The sequence below is a fragment of the Rhizobium sp. BK399 genome (assembly GCF_014194695.1).
Lineage (GTDB): Bacteria > Pseudomonadota > Alphaproteobacteria > Rhizobiales > Rhizobiaceae > Rhizobium.
Window position 1 is genome coordinate 332,810 of record NZ_JACIAH010000003.1, and the last position, 19,555, is coordinate 352,364.

The 19,555-nt window shown below is 60.4% G+C and carries 20 protein-coding genes and 1 pseudogene; 17 read left to right on the forward strand and 4 right to left on the reverse strand.

The features are described 5' to 3' along the window. The first annotated feature begins 170 nt into the window (after positions 1 to 170). The 4 genes from FHT97_RS10465 to FHT97_RS10480 all read left to right on the forward strand — a co-directional run bounded on the left by FHT97_RS10465 (position 171) and on the right by FHT97_RS10480 (position 3,641). The gene (locus FHT97_RS10465) at positions 171 to 1,193 is read left to right on the forward strand and encodes an amino acid ABC transporter substrate-binding protein (RefSeq protein ID WP_183861920.1); all 1,023 of its coding nucleotides are present in this window, start codon (positions 171 to 173) and stop codon (positions 1,191 to 1,193) included. Positions 1,194 to 1,259: 66 nt separating this feature from the next. Then, positions 1,260 to 2,408: an ABC transporter permease subunit gene (locus tag FHT97_RS10470; protein ID WP_183861922.1), complete on the forward strand. Its 1,149-nt coding sequence runs from the start codon at positions 1,260 to 1,262 to the stop codon at positions 2,406 to 2,408. Between the two features lie 2 nt (positions 2,409 to 2,410). Then, the gene (locus FHT97_RS10475; protein WP_183861924.1) at positions 2,411 to 3,505 is read left to right on the forward strand and encodes an amino acid ABC transporter permease; all 1,095 of its coding nucleotides are present in this window, start codon (positions 2,411 to 2,413) and stop codon (positions 3,503 to 3,505) included. Beyond that, complete coding sequence (locus FHT97_RS10480; RefSeq protein ID WP_183862038.1) at positions 3,498 to 3,641, forward strand: hypothetical protein; 144 nt, start codon at positions 3,498 to 3,500, stop codon at positions 3,639 to 3,641. The genes FHT97_RS10475 and FHT97_RS10480 overlap by 8 nt, the downstream gene beginning before the upstream one ends. Positions 3,642 to 3,698: 57 nt before the next feature. Here the strand turns inward: FHT97_RS10480 and FHT97_RS10485 are convergent, their stop codons facing one another. Continuing rightward, positions 3,699 to 5,420, reverse strand: coding sequence for a hypothetical protein (locus FHT97_RS10485; RefSeq protein ID WP_183861926.1), 1,722 nt, complete (start codon positions 5,418 to 5,420; stop codon positions 3,699 to 3,701). A gap of 147 nt (positions 5,421 to 5,567) precedes the next feature. Beyond that, positions 5,568 to 5,714, reverse strand: coding sequence for a hypothetical protein (locus tag FHT97_RS10490; protein WP_183755383.1), 147 nt, complete (start codon positions 5,712 to 5,714; stop codon positions 5,568 to 5,570). A 666-nt stretch (positions 5,715 to 6,380) separates the two neighbouring features. Here FHT97_RS10490 and FHT97_RS10495 point away from each other — a divergent pair. From FHT97_RS10495 to FHT97_RS10555, 13 genes are all read left to right on the forward strand, one after another. Further along, complete coding sequence (locus FHT97_RS10495; RefSeq protein ID WP_114713745.1) at positions 6,381 to 7,706, forward strand: ABC transporter substrate-binding protein; 1,326 nt, start codon at positions 6,381 to 6,383, stop codon at positions 7,704 to 7,706. A 101-nt stretch (positions 7,707 to 7,807) separates the two neighbouring features. Then, entirely contained in the window at positions 7,808 to 8,776 is a 969-nt protein-coding gene (locus tag FHT97_RS10500) for a sugar ABC transporter permease (protein WP_183861928.1), read from the forward strand. Continuing rightward, entirely contained in the window at positions 8,773 to 9,726 is a 954-nt protein-coding gene (locus tag FHT97_RS10505) for a carbohydrate ABC transporter permease (RefSeq protein ID WP_016555185.1), read from the forward strand. The genes FHT97_RS10500 and FHT97_RS10505 overlap by 4 nt, the downstream gene beginning before the upstream one ends. Further along, positions 9,723 to 9,935 (forward strand): hypothetical protein, encoded by a 213-nt coding sequence (locus FHT97_RS10510; protein ID WP_007814759.1) that lies wholly within the window; start codon positions 9,723 to 9,725, stop codon positions 9,933 to 9,935. The genes FHT97_RS10505 and FHT97_RS10510 overlap by 4 nt, the downstream gene beginning before the upstream one ends. Positions 9,936 to 9,938: 3 nt before the next feature. Then, on the forward strand, positions 9,939 to 11,036 hold the full coding sequence (locus tag FHT97_RS10515; protein ID WP_183861930.1) for an ABC transporter ATP-binding protein: 1,098 nt from the start codon (positions 9,939 to 9,941) through the stop codon (positions 11,034 to 11,036). Next, on the forward strand, positions 11,029 to 12,033 hold the full coding sequence (locus tag FHT97_RS10520; protein WP_183861932.1) for an ABC transporter ATP-binding protein: 1,005 nt from the start codon (positions 11,029 to 11,031) through the stop codon (positions 12,031 to 12,033). Before FHT97_RS10515 ends, FHT97_RS10520 begins: the two co-directional genes overlap by 8 nt. 46 nt (positions 12,034 to 12,079) lie before the next feature. After that, on the forward strand, positions 12,080 to 13,720 hold the full coding sequence (locus FHT97_RS10525) for a dihydroxyacetone kinase subunit DhaK (RefSeq protein ID WP_183861934.1): 1,641 nt from the start codon (positions 12,080 to 12,082) through the stop codon (positions 13,718 to 13,720). A 28-nt stretch (positions 13,721 to 13,748) separates the two neighbouring features. Further along, positions 13,749 to 14,363: a dihydroxyacetone kinase subunit DhaL gene (dhaL, locus tag FHT97_RS10530; RefSeq protein ID WP_183861936.1), complete on the forward strand. Its 615-nt coding sequence runs from the start codon at positions 13,749 to 13,751 to the stop codon at positions 14,361 to 14,363. After that, positions 14,360 to 14,758, forward strand: coding sequence for a dihydroxyacetone kinase phosphoryl donor subunit DhaM (dhaM, locus tag FHT97_RS10535; RefSeq protein ID WP_183861938.1), 399 nt, complete (start codon positions 14,360 to 14,362; stop codon positions 14,756 to 14,758). Before dhaL ends, dhaM begins: the two co-directional genes overlap by 4 nt. Continuing rightward, the gene (locus tag FHT97_RS10540) at positions 14,758 to 15,102 is read left to right on the forward strand and encodes an HPr family phosphocarrier protein (RefSeq protein ID WP_114713753.1); all 345 of its coding nucleotides are present in this window, start codon (positions 14,758 to 14,760) and stop codon (positions 15,100 to 15,102) included. The genes dhaM and FHT97_RS10540 overlap by 1 nt, the downstream gene beginning before the upstream one ends. After that, a complete protein-coding gene (locus tag FHT97_RS10545) occupies positions 15,086 to 16,666 on the forward strand; it encodes a putative PEP-binding protein (RefSeq protein WP_183861940.1) in 1,581 nt (526 codons plus the stop codon). The genes FHT97_RS10540 and FHT97_RS10545 overlap by 17 nt, the downstream gene beginning before the upstream one ends. Before the next feature lie 2 nt (positions 16,667 to 16,668). Next, entirely contained in the window at positions 16,669 to 17,079 is a 411-nt protein-coding gene (locus FHT97_RS10550; RefSeq protein WP_114713755.1) for a hypothetical protein, read from the forward strand. A 55-nt stretch (positions 17,080 to 17,134) separates the two neighbouring features. Continuing rightward, positions 17,135 to 18,127, forward strand: a complete 993-nt coding sequence (locus FHT97_RS10555; protein ID WP_183861942.1) for a dihydroxyacetone kinase subunit DhaK — start codon at positions 17,135 to 17,137, stop codon at positions 18,125 to 18,127. Between the two features lie 68 nt (positions 18,128 to 18,195). Here the strand turns inward: FHT97_RS10555 and FHT97_RS10560 are convergent. Both FHT97_RS10560 and FHT97_RS10565 read right to left on the reverse strand, forming a co-directional pair. Continuing rightward, positions 18,196 to 18,809, reverse strand: a pseudogene (locus FHT97_RS10560) (flavin reductase family protein). A 3-nt stretch (positions 18,810 to 18,812) separates the two neighbouring features. Further along, positions 18,813 to 19,553, reverse strand: a complete 741-nt coding sequence (locus tag FHT97_RS10565) for an aspartate/glutamate racemase family protein (protein WP_183861944.1) — start codon at positions 19,551 to 19,553, stop codon at positions 18,813 to 18,815. Positions 19,554 to 19,555: the final 2 nt, after the last annotated feature.

The following is a 19,555-nucleotide window of genomic DNA, read 5'->3' on the forward strand; positions in this document are numbered from 1 at the left end:
TCCACAGGCTTGCAGGCCGCGCGTTTCACGGCAGTCAGAGCTTCCCCGATCAAAGGACAGGCCATACGTTGTCAACGCAAATAATGTATTGTAGACAATATTGGAGGCATTATCGTACCCAAGGCGAAGAGGAGTTGCCGACGATAACGCCGCAATCACGGGAGGATTGAATGAAAGGACTAACTCTGGCCGGCTGCCTCAGCGCAGTTCTCGGCGTACTGGCCACCGCTGCGATCGCCAATGCCGACACACTCGACACGGTGAAGCAGCGCGGCAAGCTGATCTGCGGCGTGTCGCTCGCGACGCCGGGTTTTGCGGCACCCAACGACCAAGGGCGCATGGAGGGCTTCGACGCCGACATCTGCCGGGCGATCGCGGCAGCAGCCTTGGGAGATGGTGACAAGGTCGAATATGTTCCGACCAACATCAACACCCGCTTCCAGGCCCTGCAGTCCGGCGAGATCGACGTTCTCTCACGCCAGACGACGCAGACCTACAGCCGCGAAGCCTCCCTCGGCCTCGATTTCGCACCAGTCGTCTTCTATGACGGTCAGGGTCTCATGGTGCCAAAGTCGCTCGGCGTCACCAGCGCCGCAGAGCTGAAGGACGCCGCAATCTGCACGCTGCCGGGCACGACGACGGCGCAGAACCTCAGCGATTTCTTCGGCAAGCTGGGCTCCAAGTTCGAGCTCGTCGTTTTCGAAAGCCCGGATGAAAACCGCGCTGCCTTCTTCAGCGGACGTTGCGACGCAATCTCCTCGGACCGATCTGACCTTGCCTCGATCCGCGCTGTCTCCAACAAGCCGGACGATTATGTCGTCCTGCCTGAGACGATCTCGAAGGAGCCGCTCGCACCAGCCGTTCGCCAAAACGATTCCAACTGGCGCGACGTCGTGTCCTGGTCCGTCTGGATGCTGATGGCGGCAGAGGAAAAGGGCATCACGAAGGCCAATGTCGATGAAAAGCTGAAGAGCGACGACCAGGAGATCCAGCGTATGCTTGGTGTTACCGACAATCTGGGTGAGATGCTGAAGCTCGACGACAAGTGGGCTTACAACATCATCAAGTCTGTCGGTAATTACGGCGAAGTCTTCGACCGCGCCCTTGGGGAAAACACCCGCCTCGCCATGACGCGCGGCCCGAACGCGCCCTGGAATTCCGGTGGCCTGCTCTACGCTCCACCGTTCCGTTGAGACAACATTGCGCCCGCAGCTTGCGGGCGCAACCACCTCGCGCGGTTTCTCATCGGAATGCTCTCAATGGCTTTCATGAACAACGCGCGCTTTCGCGCGCTCTTTTACCAGTGGATGGCAATCGGCGTCGTCGCGCTTGTCGCCTGGTCGATGTTTGCGACCGCAAGCAACAATCTTGCCAGACATGACATCACGACCGGCTTTTCCTATCTGTCGCGCCAGGCCGGTTTCGTCATCAGCGAGGCCGCGATCGCCTACGAGCCGACCGACACCGTTGCTCGCGCCCTCTTCGTTGGCTTTGCGAACACAGTCAAGGTTTCGCTGCTGGCCGGCTTATTTGGCACGATCCTGGGGCTTGCAGTCGGCATCGGTCGCATGTCGCGCAATCCATTGCTCCAGCGGCTGATGCTGTCCTACGTCGAGGCGCTCAGGAACATTCCGCTTCTGCTCTACCTCTTGTTCTGGTACGCGGTGATCATCAATGTGCTGCCGCCTGTTCGAGCAGCCCTGCCGCTCGCGCCGCATGTCTATCTCTCCAACAGCGGCCTGGTCATCCCCTCCATCAGCTTTGAGCGCGGCCTTTCCATTGCTCTCGGAGCAGTCGGGCTCGGCATCGTCTCGGCGCTCCTCATTCGACATATCGCGCTGCGCCGACGGCTTGCTACGGGCACCTCCAACCATGGCCCCCTCATCGCATTGCTCGCTACCATTGCTCCGATTGGCCTCGTCCTGCTGCTGGGCGACGTTAACATGGCCATCGACTTGCCGGAAAAGGGCCGCTTCCGCCTGACGGGAGGATTGCAGGTCAGGCCGGAATTTGTGGCACTCTGGTTCGGGCTTGCACTCAGCGTATCTGCCAACGTCGCCGAGATCGTCCGTGCCGGCGTCCAGGCCGTCCATAAAGGGCAATGGGAAGCATCGATGGCGCTCGGTCTGCCCCGGCGGCGAGCCATGCGCCTTGTCATCCTGCCGCAGGCACTTCGCCTGATCATTCCGCCGCTCACCAACACATATCTTACCGTCTTCAAGAACAGTTCTCTGGCGATCGCCATCGGTTACCCCGACCTCGTGATGGTGTCCAACACCGTCATGAACCAGACCGGACAGGCAATGGAAACCATTGCGATCTTCATGGGCGCCTATCTTGGCCTGTCGATCGCCATTTCGCTCATCATGAACTGGTATAACAAGCACGTTGCCCTGAAGGAGCGCTGACCGTGACGGAACTCCAACTCGTGCTCGGCACAACCACAGGCGACGCGCCTCCCCGACGGCTATCCCGCTGGTGGCAAGATTTCTTCGGGACGCCGGGCAACGTGCTGATCACCATCCTTTGCGGCGCAGCCGTCATCGGTATCGGCTGGCTCGCCACCCGGTGGCTGCTCATCGACGCAACGTTTGCCGGAACGCCTGAGGATTGCAAGGTGGGGAGCGGTGCCTGCTGGCCATTCCTCAGCGCCAAGCTTCGCTACATGGCATTCGGTTTTTATCCGTTCGAGGAACAGTGGCGGCCATTTCTTTCGCTGATTGTCTTCATCGGCGCGGCCGTCGCTTCCATGGTTCCGCAGCTATGGAGCCGTAACCTGCTGCTCGTTTGGGTGTTCGTCATCCTGCCCGTTCTGTATGGACTGATGGCTGGCGGCGTCCTCGGGCTACCCGCGGTTCCAACGACCCAATGGGGCGGCCTGCCGCTTTCCTTCATGCTCGCTTTCGTCGGGCTTTCCCTGGCGTTGCCGCTTGGTATCCTGCTTGCCTTGTCGCGCGCATCCGACCTGCCAGTGATCCGTGTGCTGGCGACCAGCTTCATCGAAATCGTTCGCGGCGTGCCGTTGATCAGCATCCTCTTCATGGCGACAGTCATGCTGCCGCTGTTCATGCCGGATGGTGTGACGGTCGACAAGCTTCTGCGTGCCCAGATCGCCATTATCATCTTTGCCGCGGCCTATATCGCCGAGATTGTGCGCGGCGGACTGCAGGACGTGCCGAGAGGTCAGCTGGAGGCGAGTGCATCACTCGGCATGGGCTATTGGTTGACGATGCTCACGATCGTGTTGCCGCAGGCAATCAAGAAGGTCATCCCACCGCTCGTCGCGCTCTTTATCAGTTTCTTCCAGGACACCACCCTCGTCACCATTGTCGGCCTGCTCGATTTCCTCGACACGGTACGCTCGGCCATGCGCGATCCCGCCTGGCAGGGTATTGCGGTGCTCGAAGGCTATGTCTTTGCTGCCGCCGTCTATTTTATCTTCAGCGCGCTGATGGGGGCTTACAGTCGCTTCCTCGAGCGTTATTTCAGGACGACTCATGATTAATTTCATTCACCTGCCAAGCACCCAAAAACTCCTGAAGTCCTTCGACCTCAAGGTGGAGTTCTTTGAGACACTGGTATCGACAGGCGTGATCGCCGGGCGTGACCATATGCCGTCGGCGGACCGCTTTGTTGGCTGAACGACAAGTTGGTCCGCTTTGGGGCCGTAAGCAAACGCAGCCCGAGTTCGCGTGGTGTTATCTGCCGATCTCCGGTGTGACATGCAGCCGGTGTCGTAGGAAATCTGAATTCCAGACGCCGTGCACAAGGTGCGGCAACGGATTGGTCTGCATCACGCTGAACATATAGCGCCCTTCAACTTTCTTGAAGGCTTCCCGTTCGAACCGCTGATCTATCGTGTTGACGTCCGTGCCGGGCGGGATATCCGCAACGATCGGCGCTAACTGCGGATTGGAATTGGGAATGACCAGACGGGTTGTCGTCTGGGTAACAGTTCCAACCGTTGTCTGGATGACGAGGAATCCCCTGACCTTGTTGTCGCGGGTCAATCCAACGTTCTCATACGTCACCTTGAACGCGTCGTTGTGTGGAATGAACGACACGAGAACGTTGTTCTGGTAAACGAGGTTGTAGACTTGGTTACCATTGGGAATGACCGCGACGTTGTAATCATTGATGTTGGATACCTCGAATGTGACGGCGGGTTTGCCCAATTCAGCCTCGAACGCGATGGCAAATGTGCCGGCAATCGGTGGCGCACCCCAAGGCTTGAGTTTGGTGCCATCGTCCATCTGGTCCCGCCACCAGAAACGTTTGGAGGCATCGCAGAAGACATTAAGCGTATACTTGTGCTGATTGGCGCTGACATCATCCCGCCACCAGATTTGCTCGGCGGGATGAATCTCCGAGTGGCAGCAGTGGCCCTTGTCGTAAATCCAGACACCGTAGATGCAGATATCCTGAGGCCCTCGTGCCAAGATCAAGTCGTTCAATGTCTGCGCCGTTCCGGAGTGGACATCGCCGTCAGGCTGTATTTCCGCTTCGACCAGGGCGGCCTCGGCGACACTCTCGCTATCGTCGCAATTGGGCTTGCCCAACTGGTGAAGACTCAGATTCCACTGGGCGCTCATGATGTCGGTGTACTCGCGTGGATGCCCGTCGGTGATAAGGTACTGGTACTTCTCGTTGGGAATGACGTCTATGTTGACGTCATGGTCTTCGTAGGTACCGTTGATATCGGCGATATGAACGCTATCCACTTTGCCGACCAGCGTCCGCTTGAAATAGACGACGGATCGGTGGTCACGCGGCTGTTTTTGCGGATACCAGAAGTTCAAGTTGTCAGGAATTGCTATATTGTTCGACGCCCGCTCGAAAGCGGCCGAGCCAATCTCTTCGGGGCCTCTGAAGTCGCTGCCGATGATCCCCATCTGGTCGGCAACCGCATGATCCCACATTGCTGCGTCCGAGCCGTTCTGGCCGCCCAGGAACGTGATGATTGTTTGGGCGCCGTCAACTTGCATCACCGTTGCCGCAGTGGAGGGATGTGGCGCATATGGCGGCGACACCACTGCCGTAGAGTTGTCTGGCAGGGCTCCATTCGCTCGTTGGCGCTCCCAGTGACCCGGGATGAACTGGCCGTTTTCCATGCGGCTCCGCGCCCAGACAAAGCCCGGTCGATCGGCGATTGAAAACACGTTCACGTACGAGATCTTGTCATTGAAACCGTACACAGAGAGATCCGGACAATCCTCCAGCAAGTCGATGGAAATGCCATAGCCGCCGCCATCATCGGCATGCTCGAAGAGTTGCGCCCCGAGCCCTGTTGGAATCCTGATGGAAGACACGACGTCGTTGAAATCGTCGGGTGTAAAAAAGCGGTAGCCACCCGGCGCAAGCGCTTTGCTTCGTCCTCCAAAGCCTGCGTCCTCATAAATTGTGACAACATCCGTGGTCATAGGCGTGCCTCCTCGCAAGTAGCTCGTCCATGAACCGCCGCTGCAAGTTGCTTTGACCGCAGTGGTCCGAAAACGAGAGATCGTTCATGGCCGAAATGCCGCGCACTGCTCCGCCGCCGCCAAACGGGACGGGAACCATTGGAGCACTCAAAAGTTGCGGGTTTTGCGATGCGTTATCCAGCGACGCCAGACGATAGCAGCAAGGAGGACCATGATGATCACAAAAAAGAGGAGTTCGGTCGTACCGTCGCCGCCGTCTGGGGAAACCCCGAACCATTGTTCGATGAAATCCATCTTCCTTCTCCCGTTGCTTCAAGGACTTGCGGGACCGTTGACGTGCGAAATAGCGGCCACGCGTGCTGCATCGACGCCACCTTGCGGTGGCGGAAGATATGTCATCTGAAATTTGAGTAGTGCCGAGCGACGAGGCGCGAATTCATGAGCTCTCTCGAGCGCTAGTCGGCTATCGCTTCCCCAACTATATTACCGGAAAACCTCGCAGGGAGCGAGAATAATTTCAACGTATCGAGGCATTGAGCGTGCCGGGTGCGCCAAGTACTACCCCAGGGATACGATATCGGTATCCATTGATCTCTAGACGCGGATGATCTCGATGTGCGCCGGAGGCGCGACCGAAGCGCTTCCATCCTCGCGGCGACGGAAGCGGCGACGATCATGGAGAAGCAGTTCCATGCCCGGGCGCCTCAGCTTTTGGGCGACACGCCGCCAATAGCAAGGCAAGCCCTGATATCGGCAAGGTTTCTGGCCTTTCGGCGTCGTAAACAAGCAGTCCGGCCCTAGGCGTCGCAACAATAAAAACCCGCTTGCTTTGTTTATAAATTTATCTATTACTAAACATATTGCTAAACATGAGAGTTGAGGAGTTCATGTTAGCATTTTCAGAAATGGGTGAACTTGCGCGGTCGGCGGGGAGCCGGCCTTTGGTTCTGGGAGGAACTAATGCAGAAGAAATCGAAAGCCCTTCTCGGGCTGGCCTCGGCGTTCATCATCTCGTCGGCGCTGCCCAATCTCGCCAAAGCCGATCAACTGACACTCTGCTGGGCCGCTTGGGACCCGGCGAATGCGCTGGTCGAACTCTCGAAGGATTTCACCGCCAAGACCGGCACCGAAATGAAGTTCGAGTTCGTGCCCTGGACGAGCTACGCGGACCGCTTCCTCAATGAACTGAACTCCCACGGCAAGCTATGCGACCTGATCATCGGCGACAGCCAGTGGATCGGCGGCTCGGCTGAGAACGGCCACTACGTCAAGCTCAACGACTTCTTCGACAAGGAAGGCATCAAGATGGATGACTTCGTGCCGGCGACCGTCGTGGGCTATTCGGAATGGCCGAAGAACACGCCGAACTACTGGGCACTGCCCGCCATGGGCGACGTCGTCGGCTGGACCTATCGCAAGGATTGGTTCGAGCGGCCAGAACTGCAAAAGGAATTCAAGGAAAAATATGGCCGAGATCTCGCAGCGCCGAAGACCTATGACGAGCTGAAGCAGATCGCCGAGTTCTTCCAGAAGCGCGAGATCGACGGCAAGACCGTTTACGGAGCCTCGATCTATACGGAGCGCGGCTCCGAAGGCATCACGATGGGCGTGACCAACGTCCTCTATGACTGGGGCTTCCAGTACGACAACCCCGACAAGCCCTACGAGATGGAAGGCTTTGTCAACTCACCTGACGCCGTCAAGGGCCTCGAATTCTACAAGGCGCTCTATGACTGCTGCACACCGCCCGGCAGCTCCAACGTCTACATGGTCGAATCCGCCGACGCCTTCAAGTCGGGCCAGGTGGCGATGCAGATGAACTTCGCCTTCACGTGGCCCGGCCTCTACAAGGACGAAAAGGTCGGCGGCGACAAGATCGGCTTCTTCCCCAACCCGGCCGAAAAAAAGCATTTCGCCCAGCTTGGCGGACAGGGCATCTCGGTGGTTTCCTATTCCGACAAGAAGGACGCCGCTCTGCAGTACATCAAGTGGTTCGCGCAGCCTGAGGTGCAGGCCAAATGGTGGCAGCTCGGCGGCTACTCGTGCCTGAAGTCGGTCGTCAACGCCCCGGACTTCGCCTCCAGCCAGCCCTACGCCCAGGCATTCCTGGACTCGATGGCGATCGTCAAGGATTTCTGGGCCGAGCCGAGCTATGCAACCCTACTCCAGGACATGCAGAAACGCGTTCATAACTATGTCGTGGCCGGCAACGGCACCGCCCAGGAGGCGCTTGACGGCCTGGTGAAGGACTGGACCGAAGTCTTCAAGGACGACGGCAAGATCTAGTGTCCGGCAGGACGCACAACATTCTTGCCAGAATGGCGGCCCGGATTGCCAAGACGGCCGGGCCGCCACGTGTCTCACATACGCAAAGACCAGGTGACACCTTGAACATTTCCTCTTCCTCCATGGTCGAGCAGGCAGCGGATGCGACTGCGAGAGCAACACCGGTATCGGTCGCTCGCCGGGTCCGCGGTCTGTCCGACCGGGCGATCGCCTGGGTGTTTATCGCCCCCACCATCATCCTGCTTCTCGCCATCAACATCTTCCCGCTCATCTGGGCAATCTATCTGTCGTTCACGAATTATCGCGCCAATCGCCCAAATGCGCCGGTTCAGAACGTCGGCTTGAACAACTACGAGCGCGTGCTGACCGACCCCGATATCTGGCAGGCGATGCAGACGACAGCCCATTTCGTGTTCTGGACGATCCTGCTGCAGACGATCATCGGCTTTACGCTCGCCTACCTGATCGACCGGAAGTTTCGCGGCCACGCCTTCTGGACGACCCTGATCCTGATCCCGATGATGCTGTCCCCCGCGGTCGTCGGCAACTTCTGGCGTTTCCTGTACGAGCCGCAGATCGGGCTCTTTGCCTATGCTGTTTCTCTGGTCACCGGCATTCCGACCGCTGATATCCAGATGCTCGGCAGCGTCACGCTTGCGCCTTGGGCGATCATCATTGTCGATACCTGGATGTGGACACCCTACGTTATGCTGATCTGCCTGGCGGGCCTGCGCTCCATTCCCGACTATATTTACGAGGCGGCGGAGGTCGACCGCGCCTCCGCATGGCGCCAGTTCTGGTCGATCACCGTACCGATGGCCCTGCCCTTCATCATGCTCGCCGTGCTGTTTCGCGGCATCGAGAACTTCAAGATGTTCGACATGGTCACGCTTTTGACCGGCGGCGGTCCGGGTTCGACCACCGAAGTCGCCTCGATCACCTTGAAGCGCGCGGCCTTCGAGAGCTGGGCAACCGGGCGGGCCTCGGCCTTCGCCATTGTCCTCTTCGTCGCCGTGTTCGGCCTCGCCAACATCTACGTCAAGGCACTTAACAGGGTGAAGCAACGATGAGTTCCGCCACCTCAGCCCATTCGGTCGTCGAACCGAGCTCGACCAGCAAGCGCATCGCCGGCGCCATCGTTATCGTCTACGCCCTGATCACGCTGATCCCGCTCGTCTGGATCTTCCTGACCAGCATCAAATCGCCGCCCGACTCGATCAGCTATCCTCCGAAGATCGTCTTTACGCCGACGCTGGAGGGGTACTGCAACCTTCTGACGACGAGAACGCGCCAGACGCCGGAATACATCGCCTCCCTGCCCGCCCCGACCGGCACCTGCGACGAGGTGACCCGCAAGCGCAACATGGTGATCGCCGGCCCGTCGAACTTCCTGCCGCGTTTTGCCAACTCGCTGGTGATCGCTTTTGGCTCGACCTTCCTGGCCGTCTCGTTGGGGACGCTGGCCGCCTACGGTTTCTCCCGCTTCAGGGTACCGCTCGCCGATGACCTGCTGTTCTTCATCCTGTCGACCCGCATGATGCCGCCGATTGCTGTCGCCATCCCGATCTATCTGATGTACCGCGAGCTCGGGCTTTCCGACACGGCGCTGGGCATGATCCTGCTTTACACTGCGGTCAACGTCTCGCTCGCCGTCTGGCTGCTCAAGGGCTTCATCGACGAGATCCCCCGCGAATATGAGGAAGCCGCGATGATCGACGGCTATACGCGGCTGCAGGCCTTCTGGAAGGTCGTCCTGCCGCAGGCAACGACAGGCATTGCTGCCACCGCGATCTTCTGCCTGATCTTCGCCTGGAATGAGTATGCCTTTGCGGCACTGCTGACCTCCGGCGAGGCCCAAACGGCGCCGCCCTTCATCCCGACCATCATCGGCGAAGGTGGTCAGGACTGGCCAGCGGTCGCGGCGGGAACGACGATCTTCCTCATCCCCATCCTTGTCTTCACTATTCTCCTACGCAAGCAGCTCTTGCGTGGCATCACCTTCGGAGCGGTCCGCAAATGACGCATCTGATAGAAACACCGCGCCCATCCCGCCCGAAGCGCCCCTTCTTCCTGCGTCGCGGCCCGATGGAGAACATCGCAACCGCGCTGATCGCCATCGGCTTCCTGATGCTCTTCCAGCCATTCCTGCTGGTCCTCTACACCTATTCGCTGGTGACACTGCTGGCCGGCACGGCCATGTTCATCATCGTCTCGAAGTTCCCGGAGTGAGCCATGGCCGATATCAGGATCGAAAACCTCCGCAAGCAGTTCGGCAGCTTCGTCGCCGTGCAGGATTCGAGCTTCGTCATCCATGATGGCGAGTTCCTGGCGCTACTCGGACCGTCTGGCTGCGGCAAGACGACGACGCTTCGCATGATCGCCGGCCTCGAACTGCCGACGAGCGGCAAGATCTACCTCGACGGCGAAGACGTCACCTTCAACCGCGCCAGCGCCCGCGACATTGCCTTCGTCTTCCAGCTTTTTGCGCTCTATCCGCATATGAACGTGCGCAAGAACATCGCCTTCCCGCTGCTGTCGCAAGGCATGCCGAAGGCGGAGATCCGTCAGCGTGTCGAGGAAACCGCGCGGCTGCTGCAGATCGATCATATCCTTGACCGATCCGTCTCCGGGCTTGCCGGCGGCGACCGCCAGCGCGTGGCGCTCGGACGAGCAATCGTGCGCCGCCCGAAGTGCTTCCTGATGGATGAGCCGCTCGGGACGCTCGACGCCGAGTTCCGCGAGGTCATGGTCCATGAACTGCGCGAACTCCACAACCGCATCCATGCGACGACGGTCTACGTGACGCATGACCAGCATGAGGCGATGGCGATGGCCGACAAGATCGCCGTGATGAACCACGGCGTCATCGAGCAGTTCGGCACGCCGCAGGAAATCTACAGCAAACCAGCGACCATGTATGTCGCCGATTTCATCGGCTCGCCGCCGATGAATTTCATGCGCTTCACCTCAGGCCTTCAGACGGGCGCACAATCGATCTCGCTGCATGGCGTCAACGTCAGTATTCCCGAGGTGCATCAAGATCTAGCGGAAGCCGAATTGGCGCTCGGCGTCAGGCCGGAGCATATCCGCTTCAGCGACGCCTCTCCGTTGCGTGGCGCCGTCTATGGCAGCGAATATCTCGGGACCAATCAGGTGGTGGCGGTCGAGACCTCGAGCGGCGTCATCAAGGCGCGCGTACCGGCAAACCGTAATTTCCATATCGGCGAGACGGTTGGCCTTGAGTTCAACCCGGCCAAGCTGGCGCTGTTCGATTGCAAGTCGGGCCGCGCCATTGCCTCGGCGCTGTATTCGGAGGAACGTCATGGCTGACGTCGCGCTCAAGGGTCTCAACAAGCGTTTCGGCGACACACAGGCACTCGCTGATCTGGACCTGTCGATCCGTGACGGCGAGTTCGTCGTCCTGCTTGGGCCGACGGGCGCCGGCAAAACGACGACGCTGCGCCTTATTGCAGGCCTGGAGCGCCCCGACAGCGGCCGGATCGAAATCGGCGGTCGCAGCGTTGCCGGCGAGGCACCGGCTGAAAGGGATGTCGCCTTCGTCTTCCAGCAATACTCGCTCTACCCGCACATGACGGTTTACGACAACCTCGCCTTTCCGCTGCGAGCGCCGGTGCGCAAGCTCGGGGCCGAGGAGATCGACCGCCGCGTCCGGGAGATTGCACGGATGGTCAGGATCGACCATAAGCTGGAGAACCGTTCGACACGCCTTTCGGGCGGCGAAATGCAGCGCGTTGCGATCGGCAGGGCGCTGGTGCGGCGGCCCGCCATCTACCTGATGGACGAACCGCTCTCCTCGCTCGATGCGAAGCTGCGGGCGGAACTGCGCCTGGAACTGAAGCGCATCCAGAAGGAGCTCGGCTCGACACTGCTCTATGTGACCCATGACCAGGTCGAGGCGATGACGATGGCAGACCGCATCGGCATCGTCGCGGGAGGCCGACTGCTGCAGGTCGGAACGCCGCGTGAAATCTACGGCAATCCCGCCAGCCTTCATGTCGCTGCCCGTCTCGGCCAGCCGCACATCAACCTGCTGCCCGCCGATCTCCTTCCCGGAGCCAATCCACCACCCGGGACCAGGACGGTCGGGGCGCGAACCGAACATCTTGAAATCATCGTTGACAAGAATGCCAATGCGGAAATCGACTGGATCGAGCACCTGGGAGACCAGAACCACCTGCACATCCGGGTGCGCAACCACAAGCTCGTCACACTTGCCGATCCATATCTTGCAATTCGGCCAGGTGATCGAATCAGCCTGACACTACGCGATCCGCTTTATTTCGACGCCAGCGGCCAGCGGCTGTGACACCGAACGAAACAAAACACTCGCATGAACAGACGGGTCTCTCTCCATGAAACACTTCTTCAATCGCCGGGAAACGATCGTAACCGAAGCCCTCGACGGCGTGCTTCTGACGAGCAGCCCCGGGCGCCTTGCCCGTCTGGACAGCTTCCCTGAGATCAAGGTGATCCTCCGCGCCGGCTGGGACCGGTCGAAGGTCGCGATCATCTCCGGCGGCGGCGCGGGCCATGAGCCTTCGCATGCCGGCTTCGTCGGCAAGGGAATGCTGACGGCCGCGGTATCCGGCGAGATTTTTGCTTCGCCCAGCGTCGATGCGGTGCTGACCGCAATCCGAGCCGTCACCGGCCCCAAGGGTGCATTGCTCATTGTCAAAAACTATACCGGCGACCGCCTGAACTTCGGCCTGGCCGCCGAAAAGGCGCGTGCCGAGGGGTTCGCAGTCGAGATGGTGATCGTTGCCGACGACATTGCCATCCCCGGCATCAACCAGCCCCGCGGCGTTGCCGGCACACTGTTCGTGCACAAGATCGCCGGCTACCACGCCGAATCCGGTGCTGACCTGAAGACGGTCACGGCACAGGCAGCTGCGGCAGCGCGCGACATCGTATCCCTCGGCATGTCACTTTCGACCTGCAGTGTACCAGGCCAAGCACATGAGGATCGGATGGGGGCCGACGAGGGAGAGCTCGGCCTTGGAATCCACGGAGAGCCCGGCGTCGAGCGCATCGCGTTGCAGCCGGTTGCAGATCTCGTGGCAACCATGAGCGAGCGGTTGGCTGCAAGGATTGATGGCGCGGGCGACTATGGGCTGCTGATCAACAACCTCGGCGCGGTACCGCCGCTTGAAATGGGCGTCATTGCCAACGCCGTGTTGTCCTCTTCTCTTGCCCGCCGCGTCCGGCTGATCGTCGGGCCGGCTCCGATGATGACCGCGCTCAACATGAACGGCTTTTCGCTTTCGCTGATCCGTCTGGATGCCACCCGCGAGGCCGCACTGAAGGCTGCGGTCGAACCGCACGCATGGGCACCCGTCGTCGAACGGCACGAGATCACAGTCATTCCTGCACCAGCAAGCACCTCCACCCTCGCCGAGGTCACTTCGGTCAGCGACCATGGCGGGAACCGCCGGCTCCTTGCCGCAGTTTGCGAGCATCTGATTTCCCTCGAACGCGAATTGAACCACCTGGATAGCCGCGTCGGCGATGGCGACACCGGCTCCACCATGGCAACGGGTGCGCGCAGCATCCTTTCCCGGATCGACGCGCTACCGCTGAATGACCCCGCCGCCACTATGGCCGCAATCGGCGAGGTTCTCGGTACGAGCATGGGTGGCTCGAGCGGCGTACTGCTCTCGATCTTCTTTACCGCCGCATCGAAAGCCATGGCGGAAAAGGCGGATCTTGCGGCTGCCCTGCTTGCCGGACTTGATCGGATGACGTTCTATGGGGGTGCCGCAGTCGGCGACCGCACGATGGTCGATGCGCTGGCGCCGGCGCTCGCGGCCTTGAGATCGGGTGGCGTAGCGGCTGCGGCAAGCGCGGCGGCGGCAGGCGCCGAGTCGACAAAAGCGATGCGGAAAGCAAGGGCCGGACGCGCGTCTTATATCGGAGAAAAGGATCTGGAGGGAGTGCCGGATCCGGGAGCCGTCGCGGTGGCAGGTGTATTCGAGGTCGCGGCACGGCTGACATGAGCTGGTGCTGCGGTTGGGAGGCTATCAGGTGCAGGCAGAACCGGTTCTTCTCGCGGGATTGATTGAGGCTTGCCGGGCCGCGATCACGGCAAATAGCGATCACCTCTGCGCACTCGATCGCGCGATCGGTGACGGCGATCATGGGACCAATATGCAGCGCGGCTGCGAGGCGGTCAGCGCCGAGGAAGCGACGGTCTCAGGCCTTCCCTTGCCCGAGGCGCTGGAACGGATCGGCCTAACCCTGGTGATGAGCATCGGCGGCGCCGCCGGCCCACTTTACGGGACACTACTGATTGAGATGGGGCGCGAGCTTCGCAAATCGGGCCGGGAACAGGATTTTTCGCTTGCCCTCAAGCAGGCCATCGATGCCGTGGCCCGCCGTGGGCGCTCGAACGCTGGCGACAAGACGCTGCTCGACGTCCTGTATCCGGTGCAGGATGCACTCGCACAACATTCCCCCCTGACGGATATCGTGCGCCGTGCAGAGCTTTCCGCCCGACTGACCGGCGCCATGAAGGCCATGCGCGGCCGCGCGGCCTACCTTGGAGACCGTTCGATCGGACATGTCGATCCCGGCGCTTCGAGTTGCGCCCTTCTGACAACCGCCATCTGTCGCTACCTTGAGGAGCACCGCCCGGAATGAATGCGAAGACCCCAAACGTCGGGATCGTGATCGTCTCCCACTCGCCGCTGGTCGCGAAAGGCACCGCCGAGATGGTGCGGCAGATGGTGGGTGACAGCGTGCCGCTTGCCTGGTCGGGCGGCAACAGTCGAGGCGAGCTTGGCACCGATGCCGGGGGAATTCTCAAGGCAATTGACGAGGCATGGTCGGAAGCTGGCGTCGCCGTCTTCGTCGACCTTGGGGGGGCCGAAACCAACAGCGAAATGGCGATCGAGATGCTCGGTTCTCCCCGCTCCCAAAAGGTTTCGATCTGCAACGCCCCTGTTGTCGAAGGAGCCGTTATTGCCGCTGCCGAGGCCTCCGGTGGGGCGTCGTTGGCCAAGGTGGTCGCGACGGCAGAGGAGCTATCACCCTGATGAACGGCGGTTTTCGTATTGGGGCCCACGAGGCCGGGCAGATCCATGCCAGTTGCCAGACCGAAGTCGAGGTGAAGCATGGCGTTGGACTGCATGCTCGACCGTCAGTGACGTTCACGCGGCTGGCAAAGTCGTTTCCGTGCTCGATCGAAGTCGCGGTCAACGGCAACGACGTCTGGTTGAACGGCAAGAGCATCATCAAGATCATGGGCGCCAAGATCCGCAAGGGTTCGGTGCTCAAGATCCGTGCAAACGGCATTCTCGCGGAAGAAGCCATCCGGGCATTGAAGGACCTCATCGAGCGCAATTTCGACGAGGAAAAGAAGCATGGCCGAACCGCTTAGACTGAAAGCCACCAGCGCCTCGCCAGGTAGTGCGAGCGGCCCGGCCTTCGTAGCCGAACCGGTCGAACCCGCCGCGTCAATCCCGTCAAGCTTATCCGGCCAGGTCGAGCTCGCAAGTGCGATCGAGAAAGCTATTCTCGAACTGCAGGAACTGGCCACCGGGACGGACCCGGAGGGCGGCGATATCGTCGAGTTTCAGATTGAGGTACTTCGCGATCCGACGCTGACCGAGGCGACTGGCGCGCGCATCGAGGCTGGCGAAAACGCGGCATTCGCCTGGGTCGGAACACTCGATGGATACATCCGGGAACTGGAGTGCTCGGAAGAAGCCCAATTGCGGGCGCGCGCCGTTGACATCCTCGATATCAAGAACCGCGTCTTGTCGGTGCTCACGGGAACGACTGTCGACGACTTTCCATCCGGATCGATCTATGTTGGAAAGGATATGGAACCCAGCCGTTTCCTAGCCCACGACTGGTCGGCCGGCGGTGGTATCGCTCTTTACGCAGGCAGCGCGGTCGGTCATGTCGCCCTGCTTGCCAGATCCCGGTCGATACCGATGGTGATCGGCGCCGGCCGCTTCGTAACAGCAGGGGGGCAACATATCGGAGTTGATGGTGACACTGGTATTGTCATTCTTCAGGCAGCCAAGTCGAACGCGACCTCGGCGGGACACGGCGATCCGTCAAAAAGCACTGCTCTGCCACTCGACAACGGAATTGTGTACACGTCGGACGGAACGCAAGTACTCCTGTCCGTCAATGTCAACGCTCCGACAGAAGTGGACGCGGTTCCCGCCGAGGTGACCGCGGGCATAGGGTTGATGCGGTCTGAATTCGCGGTGATGTCGCTCGGTGATGCAGCAAACGAAGAAAAGCAGCTTGCAATCTACCGACGCCTCCTGGAATGGGCAGATGGACGTCCTGTAACAATCCGCATGTTGGATGTCGGGGGCGACAAGCCGCTTCCGGGCATTACCGAGACCTGCTCGCTGCGCGGTATCCGTCTGCTTCTTGCCCGGCCGCAGATTGCGCGGGTTCAGGCGCGTGCGCTCCTTCGAGCAGCAGTCTTTGGCAACCTGCGTATCATGTTGCCAATGGTGACATTCCCTTCCGAAGTTGATGACATGCGGCAAATCTGTCGCGAAGAAGCCGGCGAACTTCGCCGCCGCGGCGTGCCGCACCGCACTCCGCCGATCGGCATGATGGTGGAGGTACCGGCAGCCGCGCTCATGCTCGACGACTTTGATGGCGCTGACTTCTTTTCGTTCGGCACGAACGACCTGACGCAATACCTCGTGGCCTCCGCACGTGACGAGGTCGGCTTCAGCCTGGAGCGAGAGCGAGTCGTACCGGCCGTGCTGCGCCTGCTGACCCAGGCGGTGAAGCTCGCCGGCGGCCGACCGGTCAGCATTTGCGGTGACATGGCCGGCGACCCGCTGCGCACGCCCGGTCTCCTCGCGGCAGGCATACGCCATTTTTCGGTGGCGCCAGCTCGACTTGGCGCGATAAGATCGGCACTCGTCGGCCTGAACGCCGATGGGACAAAAGCAGCCGGGGACTAGGGATGGCGCGCGAAGACACCGAAGACGCCATTATCGCCTACAAGGACATTCTGGCGCAGATTATCGACAACCGACCGTCAGGAACACGTCAGAGGCTGGCGACGGAACTCGGCAAGCATCGCAGCTTCGTCACCCAGATAACCAGCCCCACTTATGCGACGCCTCTTCCGGCGCGTCACCTCGCGACCATCTTCAGGGTGTGCCATTTTAGCCCCGCCGAACAGGACCGTTTTTTGGACGCCTATCAGGTCGCCCATCCCGGCAAGCTGCCGGAGTTTGGCGCCACGGAAAAACTGCGGCATCTTTCGATAATGGTGCCTGACTTCGGCGATGAACGCCGCAACCGGCTTCTGGAAGAGGCGATCACGGACCTGGTCCAAAAGATCGCCGAGATTTCGGGGCCGCCTGATTGAACGGACGGTTCGCGCGGAACGAGCGCTAGATGATCATCGCCTTGGGAGGGGTTTGATGAAGAAATTCATGAATGCAGCGGACACAATGGTCGCCGAAAGCGTCGAAGGCTTCGTGCGCGCCCATGAGGAGTTCCTTGTATTCGGCGCAGACCGTCAATTTGTCCGTCGTCGCCACCTCGTTCCAGGTAAGGTAGCAGTCATCTCCGGGGGTGGAGCGGGCCACGAGCCGATGCATGTCGGCTTCGTCGGTCGCGGCATGCTGGATGCAGCATGCGTCGGGCATATTTTCACGTCCCCTACTCCAGGCCAAATCCTCAGCGCGATAGAGGACGTGGACACCGGTGCCGGCTGCCTGCTGGTGGTAAAGAATTATGACGGCGACCTCATGAATTTCGAAATGGCGGCAGAGATGGCATCGAGCCGCCACCGAATTGAGATGGTGATCGTAAGCGACGACATCGAAACGGCAAGCACGAACGACGGCCGCGGTCGACGAGGCATTGCCGGTACGGTAATCATGGAAAGGCTTCTCGGCGCCGCCGCGGAAAACGGCATGGCACTCGCTGAATTGAAAACCCTTGCTGCCGGCCTCGCGTCCCGCGTCAGATCGATGGGTGTCGCACTGACCGGTGTCACGGTGCCGCACACGCGGCGATCGACCTTTTCACTCGGCCCCGAAGAAATAGAAATGGGTGTTGGCATTCATGGAGAGCCGGGCCGTTCAAGAGAGCCCTTCTCCAACGCGGACACCATCGTGAGGCATCTAAGCGAGGTGGTTTTCAACGAAGTCGCTCGGGTTTCTGACAAGGCATTGCTTTTCGTGAACGGCCTTGGCGGCACGCCGCCGGCGGAACTTTATCTCGCTTACAACGTCGCGCATCGCTTCATGCAGGGTCATGGTCTGCAGATCGCGCGCTCACTGGTTGGTACTTACGCAAGCTCACTTGACATGCAGGGCCTTTCGATCTCGCTCGCTCTGCTTCGTGACGAAGAGTTCGCTCTATGGGATTCGCCTGTCGCCACGGCTGCCTTGCGCTGGGGCTGCTAGGGATGGGTCTGTCGTGGCGACCTCAGCGCAGCGGCCTGCAACTCGTCGGACCCAAAGGTTGGAAAATCTTATAATTTCGGCGTCAGCATCTCGAAACGGTCACGGATCGTCGAGCAGGTATCGCCGCCAAGGCGCGCGATGGCATCGACTTGCCTGGGATCGACGCGCAGACCTTCAGGATCGACGACACCGTCGCGATAATGAGCATAGACGATCTCGCCCATGATGATCTGACGGGATTTCCCGAGCTCAAGCGTGACATGACGCCTGCACTCGAATGCTGCGGGTGCTTCCGCGATCTCCATGGCGAAGCGACTTTCTGACCCGCCATCGCCGTCAGTCCCGCCTCCTTGAGCTCGTCGACACCACGCGGATATTTTGACCCGCAGACATGCATCGCTTCGGCAATGGAAAACGACACAATGTTGACTGTGAAGACTTCCGTCATGCGGATGTTATAGCCCGTGTCCTTGAAAGACATGTCCGGATTGTTCTCGACGCCGAGCGCCAGGATGGGCGGATCGGCGGAGAGGCAATTGAAGAAGCTAAACGGGGCGGCATTGATACGGCCATGTTCGTCGACCGTAGTCACCAGCGCGATCGGTCGCGGAATGATCGTGCCAATCATCAGCTTGTAACGCTCACGCTCCGAGAGTGCTTCGAAATCGAAGGATATTGTCATCGGTCAGCCTGCTGCTCGCATCGGCGCGAAAGCGCTCATAGCGCCGGTAAAGGGTTTTGCCAGAGGCGATGCGTAAGAACCGCGCTTGCTCGTCGACAATCCGAGCGAAACCAGCGCCTCGGCCTGCTTCACCGCTACGGCGACCCCATCGACCACGGGCACGCCGTAGATATCCTGCAGCTCGCGCGCCAGATCAGTCATCCCAGCGCAGCCAAGCACGATCGCTTCGGCGCCATCCTCAGCAAGAGCACGCTCGATCTCGGCCCGGAGCTTGCCGATAGCGCCCGAAGTGGGATCTTCGAGCTGAAGAACCGGAATATCGGAGGCGCGCACCCTGGCGCGTCCGCCCATGCCGTAGCGTCGTACAAGATTGTCAATCAAGACACGCGAACGCTCCAGCGTCGTCACGACGGTAAATCGCTGCGCCAGGAAGCCTGCGGTGGCGACCGCAGATTCACAGAGTCCAAGCACCGGCACGTCGGCAAAGCTGCGCGCCGCGTCAAGTCCCGTATCGTCGAAGCAGGCGATGATCGCGGCATCGTATTCGCCAGCCCGCTCCTTGAGTTCGCTGAGAAGTCCCGGGATTGCGAGCGCCCCGTCATAATGCCCTTCAATCGATACCGGCCCCATTCGCGAGGTGGCGGCAATGATGACGGTGCCAGACGCCATGACCGCGCGGGCAGCAAGGGCTGCCTTCTCGGTCATGGTTTCAGTCGTATTGGGATTGACCAGAAGAATGCGCATTG